General features: G+C 63.2%; 18 protein-coding genes. 15 read left to right on the top strand and 3 right to left on the bottom strand.

The features are described from left to right. Nucleotides 1-74: 74 nt before the first annotated feature. Nucleotides 75-590 carry a DUF2062 domain-containing protein gene (locus tag HU749_RS21455; RefSeq protein ID WP_041476071.1) on the bottom strand — a complete coding sequence of 172 codons (516 nt, stop codon included), beginning with the start codon at nt 588-590 and terminating at the stop codon, nt 75-77. 144 nt (nt 591-734) lie between these two features. Between HU749_RS21455 and HU749_RS21450 the strand changes: the two genes are divergently transcribed. From HU749_RS21450 to HU749_RS21395, 12 genes are all read left to right on the top strand, one after another. Next, nucleotides 735-2,981 (top strand): DNA internalization-related competence protein ComEC/Rec2, encoded by a 2,247-nt coding sequence (locus HU749_RS21450; protein WP_095963198.1) that lies wholly within the window; start codon nt 735-737, stop codon nt 2,979-2,981. 95 nt (nt 2,982-3,076) lie between these two features. Continuing rightward, nucleotides 3,077-3,712 carry a MotA/TolQ/ExbB proton channel family protein gene (locus tag HU749_RS21445; protein ID WP_014339519.1) on the top strand — a complete coding sequence of 212 codons (636 nt, stop codon included), beginning with the start codon at nt 3,077-3,079 and terminating at the stop codon, nt 3,710-3,712. Then, nucleotides 3,709-4,137: an ExbD/TolR family protein gene (locus HU749_RS21440; RefSeq protein ID WP_013694002.1), complete on the top strand. Its 429-nt coding sequence runs from the start codon at nt 3,709-3,711 to the stop codon at nt 4,135-4,137. Before HU749_RS21445 ends, HU749_RS21440 begins: the two co-directional genes overlap by 4 nt. After that, on the top strand, nt 4,137-5,147 hold the full coding sequence (gene lpxK, locus HU749_RS21435) for a tetraacyldisaccharide 4'-kinase (RefSeq protein WP_186651258.1): 1,011 nt from the start codon (nt 4,137-4,139) through the stop codon (nt 5,145-5,147). Before HU749_RS21440 ends, lpxK begins: the two co-directional genes overlap by 1 nt. Nucleotides 5,148-5,170: 23 nt before the next feature. Further along, the gene (locus tag HU749_RS21430) at nt 5,171-5,356 is read left to right on the top strand and encodes a Trm112 family protein (RefSeq protein WP_003179363.1); all 186 of its coding nucleotides are present in this window, start codon (nt 5,171-5,173) and stop codon (nt 5,354-5,356) included. Beyond that, on the top strand, nt 5,353-6,117 hold the full coding sequence (gene kdsB / locus HU749_RS21425) for a 3-deoxy-manno-octulosonate cytidylyltransferase (RefSeq protein WP_186651260.1): 765 nt from the start codon (nt 5,353-5,355) through the stop codon (nt 6,115-6,117). The genes HU749_RS21430 and kdsB overlap by 4 nt, the downstream gene beginning before the upstream one ends. After that, complete coding sequence (locus HU749_RS21420; RefSeq protein ID WP_186651262.1) at nt 6,117-6,581, top strand: low molecular weight protein-tyrosine-phosphatase; 465 nt, start codon at nt 6,117-6,119, stop codon at nt 6,579-6,581. The genes kdsB and HU749_RS21420 overlap by 1 nt, the downstream gene beginning before the upstream one ends. Next, nucleotides 6,578-7,597 (top strand): UDP-N-acetylmuramate dehydrogenase, encoded by a 1,020-nt coding sequence (gene murB, locus HU749_RS21415; protein WP_079304879.1) that lies wholly within the window; start codon nt 6,578-6,580, stop codon nt 7,595-7,597. Before HU749_RS21420 ends, murB begins: the two co-directional genes overlap by 4 nt. A gap of 265 nt (nt 7,598-7,862) precedes the next feature. Then, nucleotides 7,863-8,333: a (2Fe-2S)-binding protein gene (locus HU749_RS21410; protein WP_079304881.1), complete on the top strand. Its 471-nt coding sequence runs from the start codon at nt 7,863-7,865 to the stop codon at nt 8,331-8,333. Then, entirely contained in the window at nt 8,330-10,645 is a 2,316-nt protein-coding gene (locus HU749_RS21405) for a xanthine dehydrogenase family protein molybdopterin-binding subunit (RefSeq protein WP_046063677.1), read from the top strand. The genes HU749_RS21410 and HU749_RS21405 overlap by 4 nt, the downstream gene beginning before the upstream one ends. After that, nucleotides 10,645-11,616 carry an XdhC family protein gene (locus HU749_RS21400; RefSeq protein ID WP_095974287.1) on the top strand — a complete coding sequence of 324 codons (972 nt, stop codon included), beginning with the start codon at nt 10,645-10,647 and terminating at the stop codon, nt 11,614-11,616. Before HU749_RS21405 ends, HU749_RS21400 begins: the two co-directional genes overlap by 1 nt. 20 nt (nt 11,617-11,636) lie before the next feature. Further along, complete coding sequence (locus HU749_RS21395; RefSeq protein ID WP_079304887.1) at nt 11,637-12,227, top strand: nucleotidyltransferase family protein; 591 nt, start codon at nt 11,637-11,639, stop codon at nt 12,225-12,227. A 205-nt stretch (nt 12,228-12,432) separates the two neighbouring features. On the opposite strand, the gene rne is transcribed toward HU749_RS21395, so the two are convergent. Continuing rightward, complete coding sequence (rne, locus tag HU749_RS21390) at nt 12,433-15,609, bottom strand: ribonuclease E (RefSeq protein WP_095974286.1); 3,177 nt, start codon at nt 15,607-15,609, stop codon at nt 12,433-12,435. A 708-nt stretch (nt 15,610-16,317) separates the two neighbouring features. Here rne and rluC point away from each other — a divergent pair. Genes rluC through HU749_RS21375 form a run of 3 tightly spaced genes read left to right on the top strand, consistent with a single transcriptional unit; the run spans nt 16,318 to nt 18,936 of the window. Beyond that, complete coding sequence (gene rluC / locus HU749_RS21385) at nt 16,318-17,274, top strand: 23S rRNA pseudouridine(955/2504/2580) synthase RluC (protein ID WP_033062944.1); 957 nt, start codon at nt 16,318-16,320, stop codon at nt 17,272-17,274. After that, nucleotides 17,264-17,926: an HAD-IA family hydrolase gene (locus HU749_RS21380; protein ID WP_079304891.1), complete on the top strand. Its 663-nt coding sequence runs from the start codon at nt 17,264-17,266 to the stop codon at nt 17,924-17,926. The genes rluC and HU749_RS21380 overlap by 11 nt, the downstream gene beginning before the upstream one ends. A gap of 20 nt (nt 17,927-17,946) precedes the next feature. Continuing rightward, nucleotides 17,947-18,936, top strand: a complete 990-nt coding sequence (locus tag HU749_RS21375; protein ID WP_079304893.1) for a S49 family peptidase — start codon at nt 17,947-17,949, stop codon at nt 18,934-18,936. Between the two features lie 154 nt (nt 18,937-19,090). On the opposite strand, the gene HU749_RS21370 is transcribed toward HU749_RS21375, so the two are convergent. Beyond that, entirely contained in the window at nt 19,091-19,669 is a 579-nt protein-coding gene (locus tag HU749_RS21370) for a Maf family protein (RefSeq protein ID WP_186651264.1), read from the bottom strand. Nucleotides 19,670-19,773 lie beyond the last annotated feature (104 nt).

Raw genomic sequence — 19,773 nt, 5'->3', positions numbered from 1 at the left:
CCACATTGATCTCCTTCGCGCCGCAGATTTGTGGCCACAAAAAAGGCCTCCATCCCAGGAGGCCTTTTTGCATTTCACATCCGGCTTTTCTTGCGCCGCTTCCACTGTCGGGCCACCCACCAGCGCCAGTAACTCATGGTGACGAAGTAGGCGAGGGCGCCGAGTACCAGGCCGGTTACAACCGAACCGAGCAGGAACGGCTGCCACAAGGTGGACAATTGGCCGCTGATCCATTCCCAGGTCAGTTCTTCGGGCAGTGTCCGGGCGGGCACGTCCATCAGCCAGGCGCCGGTCTGGTAAGTGCAGAAGAACACCGCCGGCATGGTGATCGGATTGGTCAGCCACACCAGGCTCACCGCGATCGGCATGTTGCCGCGCACCGTGACGGCCAAGGCGGCGGCCAGCAACATCTGCAACGGGATCGGCAAGAACGCGGCAAACAGACCGACGGCCATTGCCCGGGCCACAGAGTGTCGATTGAGGTGCCAAAGGTTGGGGTCGTGCAGCAGGGTGCCGAGAAAACGTAAGGATTTATGTTCCCGAATGCTCTCTGGGTCTGGCATGTAACGTTTGAATAGGCGCCGGGGCATAAGGCTTCTCGGTCGGTTCAACGCAGTAAGGCCGCAAGTATGTCTGGATTCTACGGCTGACAGATTCAGACTTTGTGACAATTGATAACGCCAGCGGTGCCGCGGACCGTCTATGCCTCAAGAGGGTACTCTCAAGGACGGGTTATGCGCACAGGATTAGTCGCGCTTGCACTGGGGCTGTTGGCACCGATTTTTTTGCCGGCACTGCCGCCGCTGTGGCTGATTGCAGCCATGCCGGTGCTGGCGCTGATGGCGTTGCCGTTTCGAAGCTACCCGCTGGGTTTTTTCCTGTTCGGGCTGGCGTGGGCCTGCCTGTCGGCGCAGTTTGCGCTGGACGAGCGGTTGCCCGTCGCGCTCGACGGCGAAACCCGCTGGGTCGAGGGGCGCGTCGTCGGTTTGCCGCAACAGGGCGATGGCGTGGTGCGCTTCGAACTGGCCGATGCCCATTCACGTCGTACCCGATTACCGACAACGCTGCGCCTCGCCTGGTTCGGTGGCCCACCCATCAACAGCGGCGAACGCTGGCGATTGGCGGTGAAGCTCAAGCGGCCCGCCGGGCTGCTGAACCCACACGGCTTCGACTATGCCGCCTGGTTGTTGAGCCGAGGTATCGGCGCGACCGGTACGATCAAGGACGGTCGTCTCCTGCAAGCGGCCCGGGGCGCCTGGCGCGACGAGGTGCGCCAGGCGCTGGCACAAGTCGATGCCCACGGCCGCTCCGGTGCGCTGGCGGCGCTGGTCCTGGGCGACGGCGGCGGCCTGAGTCGCGAGGATTGGCAGGTGCTGCAAGACACCGGCACCGTCCACTTGCTGGTGATCTCCGGGCAACACATCGGCCTGCTCGCCGGCCTGGTGTACCTGTTGGTGGCCGGCGCGGCGCGTTATGGCCTGTGGCCGGTCGGTCTGGCCTGGTTGCCTTGGGCCTGTGCACTGGCCTTCTGCGCCGCCCTGGGCTACGGCTTGCTCGCCGGCTTCGAGGTGCCGGTGCGGCGGGCCTGCGCGATGATCGGCCTGGTGCTGTTGTGGCGCTTGCGTTTCAAACAGCCAGATCCGTGGTGGGCCTGGTTGCTGGCCTTCGTCGGGGTGCTGGTGTTCGACCCGCTTGCCAGCCTGCGGCCGGGGTTCTGGTTGTCGTTTGCGGCCGTCGCCATCTTGATGTTCACCTTTGGCGGTCGCCTGGGGCCGTGGCGCTGGTGGCAAACCTGGACCCGTGCCCAGTGGCTGGTCGCGGTCGGCCTGTGTCCGTTGCTGTTGATCGTGGGCTTGCCGGTCAGCCTCAGCGGACCGCTGGTGAACCTGCTCGCGGTGCCCTGGATCAGCCTGTTGGTGTTGCCGCCAGCGTTGCTCGGCACGGCGTTGTTGCCGGTGCCGCTCTTGGGCGAAGGCCTGTTGTGGATCGCTGGCGGGCTGCTTGATCTGCTGTTCAAGGGGCTGACGCTGGTTGCCGGACGAATGCCGGCCTGGGTCCCTGTTGCGGTCCCGCCCTGGGTCTTGGCTATCGCGGCCTTCGGTGCTTTTTTGCTGCTGCTACCCAAAGGTGTGCCGCTACGTGTACTGGGGTGGCCAATGGTGTTGCTGATGGTGTTTCCACCGCGAGAGCACCTGCCCCAACGGCACGCCGAGATCTGGCAACTGGACGTGGGACAAGGGCTGGCGGTGCTGGTACGGACCCGGCATCACAGCCTGCTATACGACGCCGGGCCGCGCTTTGGCGAAGCTGATGTGGGCGAGCGGGTCGTATTGCCGACCTTGCGCAAACTGGGTGTGCGCGGTTTGGACCTGATGCTGCTCAGCCATGCCGACGCCGATCACGCTGGCGGTGCCCGCGCCGTACGCAATGGGCTGCCGACGATGGAAGTCATCAGCGGCGATCCTGACGCGCTGCCCGCCGAGCTGCTGGCCGGGCCTTGTGAAAGCGGTAGGCGTTGGGAGTGGGACGGGGTCAGGTTCGAGCTTTGGCGGTGGGCCTCTGCCGTTGAAAGCAACCAGAAGTCCTGCGTCCTGCTGGTGGAGGCCGGCGGCGAACGCCTGCTGCTGACTGGCGATATCGACACCCCTGCCGAACGGGCCTTGCTCGACGAGTCCCTGGCGGCGCCGATCCAGTGGCTGGCCGCGCCGCATCACGGTAGCCGCAGTTCGTCGTCGATGGCGTTGCTGTCACGTCTCCAGCCGCATTCGGTATTGATCTCCCGAGGGCAGGGCAACGCGTTCGGCCACCCTCATCCCCAGGTGATGGCCCGGTATCGACGCTCGGGCCTGGCGGTCTACGACAGTGCCGAGCAGGGCGCCATTCGTCTGCAACTGGGTGCTTTCGAGGGGCCGCGCACCGAGGCCGGGCGCCGCCGCTACTGGCGCGATCCGCCAGCCGTCGGGCCACCGGGGCAATATTGATCCCGCGCAACCGGGTGATGCGCTTATCGGTGGGGCGGGTCTGCAAGGCGAGTCTGTGTGATAAAGTGGCGCACTTTTTCGAGGGGGCAGTCACTGTGTGGGAATTGGTCAAATCCGGCGGCTGGATGATGTTGCCGATCATTCTGAGTTCCATCGCGGCACTGGGTATCGTTGCCGAACGCCTGTGGACCCTGCGGGCCAGCCGCGTGACCCCGGAGCATCTGCTCGGACAGGTCTGGGTCTGGATCAAGGACAAACAGCTGAACAAGGACAAGCTCAAGGAGCTGCGTGCCAGTTCACCGCTGGGGGAAGTCCTCGCCGCCGGCCTGGCGAACTCCAAGCATGGTCGCGAGATCATGAAGGAGTGCATCGAGGAAGCCGCCGCCCGGGTCATCCATGAACTGGAACGCTATATCAGCACCCTCGGGACCATCGCCGCCATGTCCCCACTGTTGGGCCTGCTGGGTACGGTGCTGGGCATGATCGACATCTTCAGCGCGTTTACCGGCTCCGGCATGACCACCAACGCCGCGGTACTGGCGGGGGGCATTTCCAAAGCCTTGATCACCACCGCCGCCGGCCTGATGGTGGGTATTCCGGCCGTGTTCTTCCATCGGTTCCTGCAACGCCGCGTCGACGAATTGGTGGTCGGCATGGAGCAGGAAGCGATCAAGCTGGTCGAGGTGGTGCAGGGGGACCGTGAAGTGGACCTGGCTGGGGGCAAGAAGTGAAATTCCGCCGCAAGCCACGGGAAAACATCGAGATCAACCTCGCGTCGCTGATCGACGTGGTGTTCATCCTGCTGCTGTTTTTCGTCGTGACCACCACCTTCACCCGGGAAACCCAGCTCAAGGTTGAATTGCCGCAGGCCGTCAGCGGCTCGCCGGCCGAAGACCAGCAACTGAAGAATCTGGAAATCACCATCAGCGCCGAAGGGGCGTTCTCGGTGAACAACCAGTTGCTGCCCAAAAGCGACCTGGCGAGCCTGATCGAGGCCCTGCAGAAAGAATCTGGCGGCGACACCAACCTGCCGCTGTCCATCAGCGCCGACGGCAAGACCCCTCATCAATCGGTGATCACCGCCATGGACGCGGCCGGCAAGCTCGGTTTCAGCCATCTGCGCATGACCACGGTCGAGGCGGCCCCCGCACCCTGATGGCCATGTCCGATCGATTGCTTGCCGCGTGGTACCAAGGCCACCCGGCCCTGACCCTGCTACGGCCGCTGGAGTGGTTGTACCGACGGGTGGTGGTGGGCAAGCGCGAGCGTTTCCTGGCGGGTGAGGGCCAGATCTACCAGCCCCCCGTGCCGTTGCTGGTGGTCGGCAATATTACGGTTGGCGGCACCGGCAAGACGCCGTTGATCCTGTGGATGATCCAGCACTGCCAGCGCAGTGGCCTGCGGGTCGGGGTGGTCAGCCGGGGTTACGGCGCCAAGCCGCCGCAACTGCCTTGGCGGGTAACGGCCGAGCAGGGCGCCGACGTCGCGGGTGATGAACCGCTGTTGATCGTCCAGCGCACCGGTGTGCCGTTGATGATCGACCCCGATCGCAGTCGCGCGGTCCAGGCGCTGCTGGAGGCCGAACCGCTGGATCTGATCCTGTCCGACGACGGCATGCAGCATTATCGAATGGCCCGGGACCTTGAACTGGTGCTGATCGACAACGCCCGCGGCCTGGGCAACCGCCGTTGCCTACCCGCCGGGCCGTTGCGCGAGCCGGTCGAGCGCCTGCAATCGGTCGACGCGGTGCTATACAACGGCGCCAGTGCCGACCGCGAAGACGGCTTTGCCTTCCAACTGCGCCCCACCGAGCTGGTGAACCTGGCCAGCGGCGAACGGCGCCCCCTCGACCATTTTTCTCCCGGCCAGGCCCTGCATGCCGTGGCCGGCATCGGCAATCCCCAGCGTTTCTTCAAGACCCTCGAAACGCTACACTGGCGGCCAATACCGCACGGGTTTGCCGACCACGCCGAATACAGCGCCCAGGCCTTGAATTTCAAGCCATCGCTGCCGGTGGTCATGACGGAAAAAGACGCGGTCAAATGCCGTGCCTTCGCCGCCTCCGACTGGTGGTACCTGGCGGTAGACGCCGCGCCGTCACCGGCCTTCGCGGCCTGGTTCGATACGCAGTTGATGCGCCTGTTGCCGGATCGGCTTTTGCCTTAAAACCTTTTATCCAGGGGAATTCCATGGACACCAAACTGCTCGACATTCTGGCCTGCCCGGTCTGCAAAGGCCCGCTCAAGCTCAGCGCCGACAAGACCGAACTGATCAGCAAGGGTGCCGGCCTGGCTTACCCGATTCGCGACGGCATCCCGGTGATGCTCGAAAGCGAAGCCCGCACCCTGACCACCGACGAGCGCCTGGATAAATGACCGCAACCTTTACCGTTGTCATTCCGTCGCGTTTCGCTTCGACGCGTCTGCCCGGCAAGCCGTTGCTGTTGATTGCCGGCAAGCCGATGATCCAGCACGTCTGGGAGCAGGCTTGCAAAAGCAGCGCCCAGCGTGTGGTGGTGGCGACCGACGATGCGCGCATCGTCGAGGTCTGCAAAGGCTTTGGTGCCGAAGTCGTCCTGACGCGTGAAGACCATAATTCCGGCACTGACCGCCTGGCGGAGGTCGCGGCGAAACTCGGTCTTGCTGCCGACGCGATCGTCGTCAATGTGCAAGGTGACGAGCCGTTGATCCCGCCGAGCGTGATCGATCAGGTCGCCGCCAACCTCGCGGCCCACACCGAGGCACGCATGGCCACCCTGGCCGAGCCGATCGAGGATGTGCAGACGCTGTTCAACCCCAACGTGGTCAAGGTGGTCAGCGACCTCAATGGCCTGGCGTTGACCTTCAGCCGCGCGACGTTGCCCTGGGCGCGGGACGCATTTGCCCAAAGCCGTGACGTGATGCCGGAAGGCGTGCCATACCGCCGTCACATCGGTATCTATGCCTACCGCGCCGGCTTCCTCCAGGACTTCGTCGCCTGGGGCCCGTGCTGGCTGGAAAACACTGAAGCCCTGGAACAGCTGCGTGCCCTGTGGCACGGCGTGCGGATCCACGTCGCCGATGCGCTGATCGCCCCGCCGACCGGTGTCGACACCGCCGAAGACCTCGAGCGCGTTCGTCGCCTGCTGGAGGCTTGATGCGGGTCCTGTTCGTCTGCCTCGGCAATATCTGCCGCTCGCCCACCGCCGAAGGCATCCTGCGCCACAAGTTGCGTGAGGTCGGGCTGGCCGGGCAGGTGGAAGTCGCTTCCGCCGGCACCGGTTACTGGCACGTCGGCAAAGCGCCGGACAAGCGCAGCCAGGCGGCGGCCTTGAAGCGTGGCTACGATCTGTCGGCCCAGCGCGCGCAACAGGTGACCCGCGCTGATTTCGCCGCCTATGACCTGATCCTGGCGATGGACAGCAGCAACCTGCGCAACCTCAAGGCCCTGCAACCGGCCAATGGCAGGGCCGAGCTGGACCTGTTCCTGCGGCGCTACGAAGCTGAACTCGACGATGTGCCGGACCCGTACTACGACGGCGAACAAGGCTTCGAGCAGGTGCTGGACTTGATCGAGCGCGCCACGGATCGCCTGGTGATCGAATTGAAGGGGCGGTTATGACCTTGCAGGTTCGGGCGGGCGTCAGCCTCAAGCCCTTCAACAGCTTCGGTGTGGACGTCACTGCCCGGTTGTTCGCCGAAGCCCACAGCGATGACGATGTTCGCCAGGCACTGGCCTATGCCACCGAGCATGCCGTGCCGCTGCTGGTGATCGGCGGCGGCAGCAACCTGCTGCTGACCGGCGACATCGACGCCTTGGTGGTGCGCATGGCCAGCCGGGGAATTCGTTTGCTCAGCGATGACGGCGAGCGGGTGGTGATCGAGGCCGAAGCCGGGGAACCCTGGCACCCCTTCGTTCTGCACACGCTGGCACAAGGCTGGTCTGGATTGGAGAACCTCAGCCTGATCCCCGGCACCGTGGGCGCGGCACCGATGCAAAACATCGGCGCCTACGGTGTGGAGATCAAGGATGTCTTCGCCGGGCTCACCGCGCTGGATCGCCAGACCGGTGAACTGCGCGAGTTCACCCTGGAGGAGTGCCGCTTCGCCTACCGCGACAGCGTGTTCAAGCAGCAGGTGGGGCGCTGGTTGATCCTGCGGGTGCGTTTTACCCTCAGCCGCGCCGCGCACTTGCATCTGGAATACGGCCCAGTGCGTCAGCGATTGACTGAGCAGGGCATCGAGCAGGCAACACCTACCGATGTGAGCCGGGCCATTTGCAGCATCCGCAGCGAAAAACTTCCGGATCCGGCGGTGCTGGGCAATGCCGGCAGCTTCTTCAAGAACCCGCTGGTGCCGGCCACGCATGTGGCGCACTTAAAGCTGCAATACCCTGACCTGGTGGCTTATCCACAGCCTGAAGGGCAGATGAAAATCGCTGCCGGCTGGCTGATCGAACGGGCCGGCTGGAAGGGCTTTCGCGAGGGCGATGCCGGGGTGCACAAGTTGCAGGCGTTGGTGCTGGTCAACTACGGCAACGCCACGGGCCCGCAACTTCTGGACCTGGCCCTGCGCATCCAGAAAGACATTGCCGAACGTTTCCAGGTCGAGCTGGAAATGGAACCCAATCGGTACTGAGCCGCTTTCACGCAAGCGCCTGAAAAACGCCCTGCACACCCTGCACACAAGCATTTGTGCAGGATTGTGCAGGGCGTTTTGCGTGATCCTGGGTTAATTTAGCTTCCTAACGATGCGACCATCGCATCCTAAAGGCCCGATGCAGACGCCTGCGTGCGCCGGCATAAGAGAGCCCGATCAGCCTGAGCCAGTCTGCGACAACCGAACCGTCAACCCGGCGGCAGATTGCTCGACCCCATAACTCGATAACTATGCGGGCGTGCCCATGATTACCCTGAAACTCAATGGAAAAGACCATCAACTGGATGTGACAGAGGACATGCCGCTGCTGTGGGCTATCCGGGATGTGGCCGGTTACAACGGCACCAAATTCGGCTGCGGCATGGGCCTGTGCGGCGCCTGCACCATCCACATCGACGGCGCCCCGGCGCGCAGTTGCATCACGCCCATCGGCTCGGTGAAGGGGCAGAACATCAGCACCATCGACGGGCTGCACACTGACCCGGTCGGGCAGGTCGTCCAGAAGGCCTGGCTCGAGACCGCCGTGGCCCAGTGCGGTTACTGCCAGGGCGGGCAGATCATGTCCGCCACCGCTTTGCTCAAGACCAACCCCAACCCGAGCGATGAGCAGATCGAAGAAGCCATGGTCGGCAACCTCTGCCGCTGCGGCACCTACAACCGGATCAAGACCGCGATCCGCCAGGCCTCCACCCACCTGAAGGAGGCCAAGGCATGAGCCGCTTGCCCGATGATTTCGTGCTGAGCAACCTCAGCCGCCGTGGCTTCCTCAAGGGCGCGAGTGCCACCGGTGTGCTGGTGCTGGCGGCCACTTGGGGCCTGCCGGAGGCCTTTGCCGAGGAAAAGAAATTCGGCGCCGAGGGCATGCCCCATGGCGCGGTCGACGACCCGAAGGTGTACGTCAGCATTGCCGCCGATGGCAGCGTGACCGTGATCTGCAACCGTTCGGAAATGGGCCAGGGTGTGCGCACCAGCCTGAGCATGGTCGTGGCCGATGAGCTGGAGGCCGACTGGGCGCGTGTGAAGGTGCAACAGGCGCCGGCCGATGAGGCGCGCTTCGGCAACCAGGACACCGACGGCTCGCGCAGCATGCGTCATTGGTACGAGCCGATGCGCCGTTGCGGGGCTGCCGCCCGGACCATGCTGGAACTGGCCGCCGCTGCGCAGTGGAAGGTGCCAGTGAGTGAATGCCATGCCCAATTGCACAAAGTGCTGCACCAGCCTTCAGGGCGTGAACTGGGCTATGGCGAATTGGCCGCTGCCGCCAGTGCCTTGCCGGTACCGGGGCGTGACAGCTTGCGCCTCAAGTCGCCTTCGGAGTTCCGCTACATCGGCAAGGAGGCGAGCCGGGCCATCGATGGCGCAGACATCGTCAACGGTCGTGCCGTGTTTGGTGCCGATGTGCATTTCGACGGCATGCTCTATGCCGTCATCGCGCGTCCGCCGGTTTATGGTGGCAAGGTCAAGAGCGTGGACAGCAGTGCGGCGCTGAAAGTACCGGGCGTGGTCAAGGTGGTGCAGATCGAAGGGCGCCCGCTGCCCTCGGAATTCCAGCCGTTGGGCGGCGTGGCGGTGGTGGCGAAGAACACCTGGGCGGCGATCAAGGGCCGCGAAGCGTTGAAAATCCAGTGGGACGACGGCCCGAATGCCGGTTATGACTCCATTGCCTATCGCAAGGAGCTGGAAGCGGCGGCCCTCAAGCCCGGAAAAGTCGTGCGCAGCAGCGGCGATCTCGACGATGCGCTGGCCAAGGCTGATTCGACGTTGGAAGCATCGTATTACTTGCCGCACCTGTCCCAATCACCGATGGAACCGATGGTTGCCGTTGCCCGGTTCAAGGACGGCCAATGCGAGGCCTGGGCACCGAGCCAGGCCCCGCAGGTGACCCGTGAACGTGTCGCTGAGCGCCTGGGCATCCCTTTCGAGAAGGTCACGGTGAACATCACGTTGCTGGGCGGCGGTTTCGGACGCAAGTCAAAACCCGACTTTGTCGTCGAAGCGGCCGTGCTCGCCAAGGAGTTTCCAGGCCAGCCGATACGGGTGCAATGGACCCGCGAGGACGACATCCATCATTCGTATTTCCACACCGTGTCGGCCGAATACCTCAAGGCCGGCCTGAACCAGGACGGCATGCCGTCCGGCTGGTTGCACCGCACCGTAGCCCCAAGCATCACCGCACTGTTTGCGCCGGGCATGACCCACGAGGCGCCGTTCGAAATAGGCATGGGCGTGACCAACATGGCCTACGCCATCCCCAATCTGCGCCTGGAGAACCCAGAAGCGGTGGCCCATGCCCGAGTGGGTTGGTATCGCTCGGTGTCGAACATCCCCCACGGTTTCGCGATCCAGAGTTTCATCGATGAATTGGCCCACAAGGCCGGCCAGGATCCGCTGAAGTACCAGGTCAAATTGCTCGGGCCGGACCGTAAGATCGATCCGCGTACCTTGAGCGAAGAATGGAACTATGGCGAATCCCCCGAGCGTTATCCGATTGATACGGCGCGGATCCGCACGGTGCTGGAAACCGCTGCGAAGGCCGCCGGTTGGGGCCGGGAGCTGCCCAAGGGCCGTGGCCTGGGGTTGGCGGTGCACTACAGCTTCGTCACTTACGTGGCGGCGGTGATCGAAGTGGAGGTCAAGGACGACGGCACGGTGATCGTGCACAAGGCGGACATCGCCGTGGATTGCGGTCCGCAGATCAACCCCGAACGTATCCGCTCCCAGTTCGAAGGCGCCTGCGTCATGGGCCTGGGCAATGCCATGGTAGGTGAGATCAGCTTCAAGGACGGCAAGGTGCAACAGGACAATTTCCATATGTACGAAGTGGCGCGCATGTCCCTGGCGCCCAAGGAAGTGGCTGTGCATCTGGTCACACCTCCAGGTGAGGTGCCGTTGGGCGGTGTTGGCGAGCCGGGCGTGCCGCCGATTGCGCCTGCGCTGTGCAACGCGATTTTTGCCGCCACCGGTAAGCGGATTCGTAGCCTGCCTGTGCGCTATCAGCTGCAAGGCTGGCAGCAGGCGAAGGCCTGATGGACAGCGTTGATCTGAATGTCCTGCGCAGCGTGCTTGAGTGGCGCCGCGCCGGGCAGCGGGTGGTGTTGTTCACAGTGGTCCAGACCTGGGGCACCGCGCCAAGGCCGCCGGGTGCGATGCTGGCCCTGCGCGAAGATGGCGTGGTAATTGGTTCGGTGTCGGGAGGTTGTGTCGAGGATGACCTGATCGCCCGGCTGCACGACGGTCGCATTCCGGCGGACGGTCCGCCGGTGCAACTGATCACCTATGGCGTCACCCGCGAAGAGGCGGCGCGCTTCGGCCTGCCGTGCGGCGGTACCCTGCGCCTGACCGAAGAGCGGGTGGGCGACCCACACTGGGTCGCGCAATTGCTGGAACGCTGCGAGGCCCATGAAATCGTCGCCCGTGAGCTGACAGTCGCCAGCGGCAACGTGGTCCTGACCCCGGCCAGCAAGACCGACGTCCTGGTGTTCGATGGGCAGGTCCTGCGGGCCATATACGGTCCACGTTGGCGGCTGCTGCTGATCGGCGCGGGGCAACTGTCACGCTACGTGGCGGAAATGGCCCGGTTGCTGGATTTCGAAGTGCTGATCTGCGATCCGCGCAAGGAGTTTGTCTACGGTTGGGAAGAGCAGCATGGCCGCTTCGTCCCGGGGATGCCCGACGAAGCGGTGTTGAGCATCCAGACCGACGAGCGCACGGCCATTGTGGCCTTGACCCATGACCCACGCCTGGACGACATGGCGCTGCTCACGGCCCTGGATTCCAAGGCTTTTTATGTCGGTGCGCTGGGCTCGCGAGTCAACAGCCAGAAGCGCCGGGATAACCTGGCTCAGCTAGGCTTGTCAGCAGAGGCCATTGAACGCTTGCATGGACCCATCGGCTTGCACATCGGCAGCCACACCCCGGCGGAAATCGCCTTGTCGCTGCTGGCCGAAATCGTGGCCATCAAGAATGGCGTTGAACTGCGGCAGAAAAAGTCGCTGTAAGCCGTGGGCAAGGAGGGCGTATGAGCGAGTCGATTGGCGTGATCATTCTGGCGGCCGGATCGGGCAGCCGTTTCCGCCGCATTGCCGGCCCGGACAAGGATAAATTGCTGGCTGATTGCACCGGGCGTGACGGTGCCGTGCGGTCGGTGATCGAGCAGGTGCTGGTGAATCTGCCAGCCGCCCTGGAAAAACGCCTGCTGGTGACGAGCAAGGACCGGCCGCAAGCCATTCGCATGGCCCAAGCCTATGGCTGCGATTTCGTGGGGCTGGACTCGCCCGGTCTGGGCGACAGCATTGCCGCAGGCGTCCAGGCCTGCCCGGACCTTGATGGCTGGCTGATAGTGCTGGGCGACATGCCCTTTATCCTGCCGTCGAGCATCGAACAGGTGGTGGCAGGGATCCGTGCGGACGGCATCAGTGTGCCGGTCCTTGCAGGTGAGTACGGGCATCCGGTGGGGTTCGGTCGTGGGTTTGGGCCGAAACTGATGGCATTGACCGGTGATCGGGGGGCCAAGGTATTGTTTGCCGGGGCGCAAGTGGTCGAAGTGCCGGTGGATGACCCAGGCGTGACGTGGGATGTCGATGTGCCAGAGGCACTGGCCTTCAAATAACAGACGACGCAGACCCCTGTGGGAGCGAGCTGGCATTCAGCATTGATGCAAGCTGACCCGACGCCATCGCGAGCAGGCTCGCTCCCACATTGGATCTTCAGTTGGTATGAGTCTTGTGCCAGGTGTCAGCCCTTGTGGATAAGTATGAAGGCATAAAAAAGCCCCGCCTGGCATGACCAGGCGGGGCTTTTTACTGGGCGGTGGATCAGGCGTGAGGTTTAGGCTCGTGCTCTTTTTCCAGGGCTTCAGTGTGACGCGGCGCGACTTCTTCAGCAGTTTGCTGAGGTTCGTCGAATGCCGGAGCCGATTCAGTCGGGGTCTCGGCGACCGGGGCAGGGGCTGCCTCGGCGATTTCTTCCACGACTGGAGCTGGCTCGGCAGCAGGCGCTTGAGCGGCGGCTTGTTCGGCTTCCTTCTGCAGACGCTCGGCTTCACGCTTGCGACGGCGCACTTCACGCGGATCGTTCGGCGCGCGGCCATTGGCGGTCAGGGCGCTGGCAGGTGCTGGCTCTTCAACCGGGGCAGGTGCTTCGGCAACCACGGGCGCTTCGACCACTGGAGCAGGCTCGACCACTTCTGGCTCGACCGCTTTCACGGGCTCTGGTGTCGGCTCAGGCTCGACAACAGGTGCTGGCGCGGCTGGCTCGGCGGTCCAGTTGAACGCAGTCTGCTCCTCGCGGGCAGGCTCTGGTGCCTTTTCCTCGACCGGTGCTTCGAAGGCTGGCTCAGCGGCTACCACTGGCTGCTCGACGACCGGTGCAGGCTCGGCGACCACTTCAGCTTCAGCAACCTGGGCTTCACGGACCGGGGCGACTTCCACTTCTGGCGAAGCAGTGGCTTCCACCGGAGTAGTGGCTTCGACCACAGGCGCTTCAACCGGCGCGCTTTCCACGGCAGCGGTAGCGCGTTCGGCTTGTTCGTGAGCCTCGGCTTCGGCTGGGGCGCTGATCGCGCTGCTGGCTACGGCCGCAGTCACGGCCAGGCCGGCGGCCAAGTCCGCAGCGCTTGGCGCTTCGGCGTTCTCGGAGGACTCGGACTCTTCCGAACCTTCGATCACGTTGCCGTTGGCGTCGCGCTGACGCTCACGACGGTTGCTGCGACGACGCTGGCCACGGGAGCGGCGGCGTGGACGATCGCCTTCGGCGGTGTCCTGGCCGTCTTCCTGCAACTGCTCTTCGGCGTTCAGTACTTCTTCTTCGCTGGCAGCGGCGGCTGCCTGCTCGGCGCGTGGCTGGCGCTCTTCACGTGGAGGACGCGGTGCACGTTCTTCACGAGGCTGGCGGGCCGGACGCTCTTCAGCGGTGGCGGCGGCAGCCGGGGCGGCATCCAGTGGCTCGCGCAGTTCGCGAACACGCTCTTCACGCTCGCCACGTGGCTTGCGATCTTCACGCGGTGCGCGCGGCTGGCGCTCTTCACGCGGCGGGCGCGGTGCGCGTTCTTCGCGGGCTACGGCTGGCGCTTCCTCACGGGCTTCGCGCGGCTGACGCTCTTCACGCGGCTCACGTGGCGCACGCTCTTCACGCGGAGCACGTTCTTCGCGAGGTTTGCGTTCTTCGTCACGACGACCGTTGCGGTTGCGGGTCTGTTGGCGACCGTTGCGGCGTTCTTCGTTGCGGGCAGGACGCTCGGTCGTGGCAGGTTTGGTGACGACGGCCGGGGCAGCAGGTTCTTCCTTGGTGGCGAACAGGCTGACCAGCGACTTCACCAGGCCTTTGAACAGGCTTGGCTCTGGTGCAGCGGCCGGGGCGGCAACCGGAGCGGCCACTTCGGTCGGAACCGGAGCATTGGCGCGGGCCGGTGCGGTCTTGACCGCTGCTTCCTGGCGAACCAGGGTGCGAGTGGCGGCGGCGGCCGGCTGGACTTCTTCCACTTCGGCAGCGGCAGCAGCGATTTCGTAGCTGGACTGGTTGGTGTGGGCTTCCGGGCTGTCATCGCGCAGGCGCTGCACTTCGAAGTGCGGCGTCTCGAGGTGATCGTTCGGCAGGATGACGATACGGGCACGGGTGCGCAGTTCGATCTTGGTGATCGAGTTGCGTTTTTCGTTGAGCAGGAACGCGGCCACCGGGATCGGCACCTGGGCGCGAACTTCTGCGGTGCGGTCTTTCAGGGCTTCTTCTTCGATCAGGCGCAGGATCGCCAGGGACAGCGACTCGACGTCACGGATGATGCCGGTGCCGTTGCAACGTGGGCACACGATACCGCTGCTTTCGCCCAGGGACGGACGCAGGCGCTGACGGGACATCTCCAGCAGGCCGAAGCGCGAGATACGACCGACCTGTACGCGGGCGCGGTCGGCTTCCAGGCATTCACGGACCTTTTCTTCCACGGCGCGTTGGTTCTTGGCCGGGGTCATGTCGATGAAGTCGATGACGATCAGGCCGCCGATGTCGCGCAGGCGCAACTGACGGGCGATTTCCTCGGCCGCTTCAAGGTTGGTCTGCAGGGCGGTTTCTTCGATGTCGCTGCCTTTGGTGGCGCGCGCCGAGTTGATGTCGATGGACACCAGGGCTTCGGTCGGGTCGATGACGATGGAGCCGCCGGACGGCAGTTCGACGACGCGCTGGAAGGCGGTCTCGATCTGGCTTTCGATCTGGAAACGGTTGAACAGCGGAACGCTGTCTTCGTAGAGCTTGATCTTGCTGGCGTACTGCGGCATCACCTGGCGAATGAAGGTCAGGGCTTCGTCCTGGGCTTCGACGCTGTCGATCAGCACTTCGCCGATGTCCTGGCGCAGGTAATCGCGGATGGCGCGGATGATCACGTTGCTTTCCTGGTAGATCAGGAACGGCGCGGAGCGATCCAGCGAGGCTTCTTTGATGGCGGTCCACAGTTGCAGCAGGTAATCGAGGTCCCACTGCATTTCTTCGCTGCTGCGGCCAAGGCCGGCAGTACGCACGATCAGGCCCATGTCGGCAGGTGCGACCAGGCCATTGAGGGCTTCACGCAGTTCGTTGCGCTCTTCGCCTTCGATGCGGCGGGAGATGCCGCCGGCACGCGGGTTGTTCGGCATCAGGACCAGGTAGCGGCCAGCCAGGCTGATGAAGGTGGTCAGGGCTGCGCCCTTGTTGCCACGTTCTTCTTTTTCGACCTGAACGATGACTTCCTGGCCTTCGCTCAGGACGTCCTTGATGTTGACGCGGCCTTCAGGGGCCTTCTTGAAGTATTCGCGGGAGATTTCTTTGAGGGGCAGGAAGCCGTGGCGCTCGGAGCCGAAATCGACAAAGGCAGCCTCAAGGCTTGGTTCGATGCGAGTAATCCGGCCTTTATAGATGTTGGCCTTCTTCTGCTCGCGTGCACCGGATTCGATATCCAGGTCGTAGAGGCGCTGGCCATCTACCAGTGCAACACGCAACTCTTCGGGTTGAGTTGCGTTAATCAGCATTCTTTTCATGTAGTACCGTCGGTTTCCGGGCTGCCGGAAACGGCGTTCGGCACACACGACTTCTCACGGTCGGTGTCAGGTGCGTCCTGGAGATGGCAAGGCCACTCCAGTGTCCAGCGAGTTCGACCCAATGATGGCGAAGTCGCGACGGACGCGTCCTGCTTGCTGGTACTCAAGCACTCAGTCAGGAGGAGGAATCAACCGGCGCCTGTGGACGAGATGAAGCGTCTAAATATAAGCCTAGTGCTACACAGTCCGACGGTTGTACATCTCCACCCTACACGTATCCCTGATAATTCGGGTGCTGCCGCGCGCAGAATCCGCAGCGGGTTGGCATTTACCGTGAGCTCCGGAAGGGGAGGTCACGCATCATGGCTAATTTAGGCGTTGTTTCCGAAGCATTCGCTCGGGGTCGTTCGCAGCTGACTGCACTTTGTGAACTGGCCGTGAATGTGGCGCGCAAGGCGAGTCAAAACTCTGCTTTGCGGCGTATTTCAGGCCTCATGTCACCTGCGCTCGTTACACCTGAAAACTCTACCGTTACGTAGCGAAAGCCCCGTAGGACGGCCTCTCGTCCTCGTGAATTGCGTTGGTCAGGGCCGGTTTTTGACCGTTAGTCCACTGTCCAGCCACTTTTGGCGGCGTTCGCGACTATAGCAGCAATGATTAAGTGCTTCAATTCCATAAAAAATTGTTATGATCGCCGCCATGACAACTACTGCCCCTTCGACCCCAGCCGTTCAACTGCTCGAGGTCTCGCCGGAATATGCCGGCCAACGAATCGATAATTTCCTGCTGGCCCGGCTAAAAGGCGTGCCCAAGACCTTGATCTACCGCATTTTGCGCAAAGGCGAAGTGCGGGTGAACAAAGGTCGGATCAAGCCCGAATACAAGCTCCAGGCCGGTGATATCGTGCGCGTGCCGCCGGTTCGCGTGCCCGAGCGCGATGAGCCGGTGCCCCTGGCCCAGGGGCTTCTGCAGCGCCTTGAAGCATCGATTGTCTATGAAGACAAAGCCCTGATCGTGATCAACAAGCCTGCGGGTATTGCGGTTCACGGCGGCAGCGGCCTGAATTTCGGTGTGATCGAAGCCTTTCGTCAGTTGCGTCCGGACGCCAAGGAGCTGGAACTGGTCCATCGCCTCGACCGCGACACCTCCGGCCTGCTGATGATCGCCAAGAAGCGCAGCATGTTGCGTCACCTGCACGAGCAATTGCGTGGCGACGGCGTCGACAAGCGCTACATGGCGCTGGTGCGTGGCCGCTGGGAAACGTCCATCAAGCAAGTCCGGGCGCCGTTGCTCAAGAGCAACCTGCGTTCCGGCGAGCGCATGGTTGAAGTCAACGAGGAGGGCAAGGAAGCGCTGACGGTGTTCAAGGTGCTGCGTCGCTTCGACGACTTCGCCACCCTGATCGAGGCCAAGCCCGTGACCGGGCGTACCCACCAGATTCGTGTCCATACCTTGCACGCCGGGCATTGCATCGCCGGTGACAGCAAATACGGCGATGACGATTTCACCAAGGAAATCCGCGACCTGGGCGGCAAGCGCCTGTTCCTCCATGCCTATATGCTCACCGTGCCACTGCCCGATGGTGGCGAACTGAAATTGCAGGCTCCGGTGGATGACATGTGGGCCAAGACCGTGGAGCGGTTGAGTGCATCCTGACTACAAGTTGCTGATCTTCGATTGGGACGGCACTCTGGCGAACTCCATTGGTCGGATCGTGGAGGCGATGCATGTCGCCTCGGACCGCATGGCGTTTGCCCGATGCGACGACTTAGCGGTGAAAGGCATCATCGGTCTCGGATTGCCGGAAGCCATTCGCAGCCTGTATCCAGAAATTGACGACAACGAGCTGGTGGTTTTTCGCCAGCATTACGCCGATCACTACATCGCGCTGGACGCCGAGCCTTCACCATTGTTCGATGGCGTGGCGGGTACGCTGGAGGCTCTGCGGGCCGAGGGCTATCACCTGGCTGTCGCGACCGGCAAGGCTCGTCGTGGGTTGGATCGAGTGCTCAAGTCCTATGGTTGGGAGGATTATTTCGATATCACCCGTGCAGCGGACGAAACCGCCAGCAAGCCGCATCCGTTGATGCTCGAGCAGATACTGGCGCACTGCAACGTGCGGCCGGAGCAGGCGCTGATGGTGGGGGATTCGTCATTCGACCTGCAGATGGCGCGCAATGCCGGCATGGGTTCGGTGGCGGTCAGCTACGGGGCGCAAACGATCGAGGCGCTACGGGCATTCGAGCCGCGACTGGCCATTGATCATTTTCCTGAGTTGCACGCCTGGCTGAGCCGGCGGGCCCTTTAAGTTTCGCTGGGGATTCACGCATGACCGATGAATGGAAAGCACCCGTCAAGGCGAGCGCCGAGAGCGAGGATGACAAAAGCTGGAAGCTGTTGGAAAAAACCTTGCTCGCCAGCGTGCAGGAACAGCGCCGCTCCCGTCGCTGGGGTATCTTCTTCAAGTTGCTGACCTTTATTTATCTCTTTGGTGCGTTGGCGCTGTTCACGCCGCTGATGGACATGGAGAAAAGCGCTGTCGCCGGCTCGGCGTACACCGCCTTGATCAATGTCGAGGGCATGATTGCCGACAAAGAGCCTGCCAGCGCCGACAATATTGTCGGTAGCCTGCGGGCTGCCTTCGAGGACTCGAAGGTCAAGGGCGTGGTGCTGCGCATCAACAGTCCAGGCGGTAGCCCGGTGCAGTCGGGGTACGTTTACGACGAGATCGTTCGCTTGCGCGCATTGCACCCCAATACCAAGGTGTATGCGGTCATTTCCGACCTCGGTGCTTCCGGTGCCTATTACATTGCCAGTGCGGCGGACCAGATCTATGCCGACAAGGCCAGCCTTGTGGGCTCCATCGGTGTGACGGCGGCCGGCTATGGCTTTGTCGGGACCATGGAGAAGTTGGGTGTGGAGCGTCGGGTGTATACCTCCGGCGAGCATAAATCCTTCCTTGATCCGTTCCAGCCGCAAAAGCCTGAAGAGGCTGCTTTTTGGCAGGGCGTGCTCGACACGACCCACAAGCAGTTCATTGCCAGTGTCAAGAAGGGGCGGGGCGAGCGCCTGAAGGACAAAGAGCATCCGGAGCTGTTCTCCGGGCTGGTCTGGTCGGGGGAGCAGGCATTGCCGCTGGGCCTGATCGACGGCTTGGGCAGTGCCAGTTCGGTGGCGCGGGATGTGATCGGTCAGAAGGATCTGGTGGACTTCACGATCGAAGAGTCACCGTTCGATCGCTTCTCGAAAAAGCTGGGGGCAAGCATTGCCGAGCATCTGGCGATGTGGATGGGCTTCCAGGGGCCTGCACTGCGCTAGCTCCTCGCTTCGCGCGATCTTCTGTGGCGAGGGGATTGCTGTGGGAGCAAAGCTTGCTCGCGATGAGCGATAACCCGGCTAGCCTGCATCACCGCGGCGCCTGTATCGCGGGCAAGCCTTGCTCCCACAAATGAATCCCTTCGCCACATGTTGGTCAGGGAGCCTGCACGCCTTCAGCCAGCAACATATCCACAAGACGAATCAGCGGCAGGCCGATCAGGCTGGTGGCGTCCGGCCCCTCGGTGCTCTGGAACAGGCTTACGCCAAGTCCTTCGGCCTTGAAACTGCCGGCGCAGTCGTAAGGTTGCTCGGCCCGCAGGTAGCGCTCGACGCGTTCTGGGTCCAGGGTTCGCATGGTGACGGTAAACGCAACGCAATCGACCTGGCAGGCGCCGGTCTGGCTGTTGAGCAGTGCCAGGCCGGTCAGGAACGTGACCTTGGCGCCGCTGGCGGTCAGCAGTTGTTCGCGAGCCTTCTCGAAGGTATGAGGCTTGCCCAGGATGCGTTCGCCGAGCACGGCGACCTGGTCTGAACCGATGATCAGGTGCGCCGGGTGGCTGTCGGCCAGTGCCAGGGCTTTTTCCCGGGCCAGGCGCTTGACCAGTTCAAGGGCGGGCTCGCCGGGGCGATGGCTTTCGTCGATGTCGGGTGAGCTGCAGACGAACGGCAGTCCCAGGCGGGCAAGCAATTCCCGGCGATAGACCGAGCTTGAGGCAAGTAATAAAGGCAGCATGGGCGGCTCCAAAAGGCAGGGCTGAATTCTAGCGAGGCGCGCAAGTGACGGACAGGGCTGAATTTCCTTTGACATGGCCGGGGGCATCCCTATAATGCTGCGCC

This window comes from Pseudomonas ogarae, assembly GCF_014268695.2.
GTDB lineage: Bacteria > Pseudomonadota > Gammaproteobacteria > Pseudomonadales > Pseudomonadaceae > Aquipseudomonas > Aquipseudomonas kilonensis.
The sequence above is the reverse complement of the archived record's forward strand: the minus strand, read 5'-3'. Positions and strand labels throughout refer to the sequence as shown.

Excerpts from the sequence above, each read along its gene's own strand:
- HU749_RS21455 (WP_041476071.1), bottom strand. The coding sequence starts at position 590 with ATGCCCCGGCGCCTATTCAAACGTTACATGCCAGACCCAGAGAGCATT.
- HU749_RS21450 (WP_095963198.1), top strand. The coding sequence starts at position 735 with ATGCGCACAGGATTAGTCGCGCTTGCACTGGGGCTGTTGGCACCGATT.
- lpxK (WP_186651258.1), top strand. The coding sequence starts at position 4,137 with ATGGCCATGTCCGATCGATTGCTTGCCGCGTGGTACCAAGGCCACCCG.
- HU749_RS21430 (WP_003179363.1), top strand. The coding sequence starts at position 5,171 with ATGGACACCAAACTGCTCGACATTCTGGCCTGCCCGGTCTGCAAAGGC.
- kdsB (WP_186651260.1), top strand. The coding sequence starts at position 5,353 with ATGACCGCAACCTTTACCGTTGTCATTCCGTCGCGTTTCGCTTCGACG.
- HU749_RS21420 (WP_186651262.1), top strand. The coding sequence starts at position 6,117 with ATGCGGGTCCTGTTCGTCTGCCTCGGCAATATCTGCCGCTCGCCCACC.
- murB (WP_079304879.1), top strand. The coding sequence starts at position 6,578 with ATGACCTTGCAGGTTCGGGCGGGCGTCAGCCTCAAGCCCTTCAACAGC.
- HU749_RS21410 (WP_079304881.1), top strand. The coding sequence starts at position 7,863 with ATGATTACCCTGAAACTCAATGGAAAAGACCATCAACTGGATGTGACA.
- HU749_RS21405 (WP_046063677.1), top strand. The coding sequence starts at position 8,330 with ATGAGCCGCTTGCCCGATGATTTCGTGCTGAGCAACCTCAGCCGCCGT.
- HU749_RS21400 (WP_095974287.1), top strand. The coding sequence starts at position 10,645 with ATGGACAGCGTTGATCTGAATGTCCTGCGCAGCGTGCTTGAGTGGCGC.
- HU749_RS21395 (WP_079304887.1), top strand. The coding sequence starts at position 11,637 with ATGAGCGAGTCGATTGGCGTGATCATTCTGGCGGCCGGATCGGGCAGC.
- rne (WP_095974286.1), bottom strand. The coding sequence starts at position 15,609 with ATGCTGATTAACGCAACTCAACCCGAAGAGTTGCGTGTTGCACTGGTA.
- rluC (WP_033062944.1), top strand. The coding sequence starts at position 16,318 with ATGACAACTACTGCCCCTTCGACCCCAGCCGTTCAACTGCTCGAGGTC.
- HU749_RS21375 (WP_079304893.1), top strand. The coding sequence starts at position 17,947 with ATGACCGATGAATGGAAAGCACCCGTCAAGGCGAGCGCCGAGAGCGAG.
- HU749_RS21370 (WP_186651264.1), bottom strand. The coding sequence starts at position 19,669 with ATGCTGCCTTTATTACTTGCCTCAAGCTCGGTCTATCGCCGGGAATTG.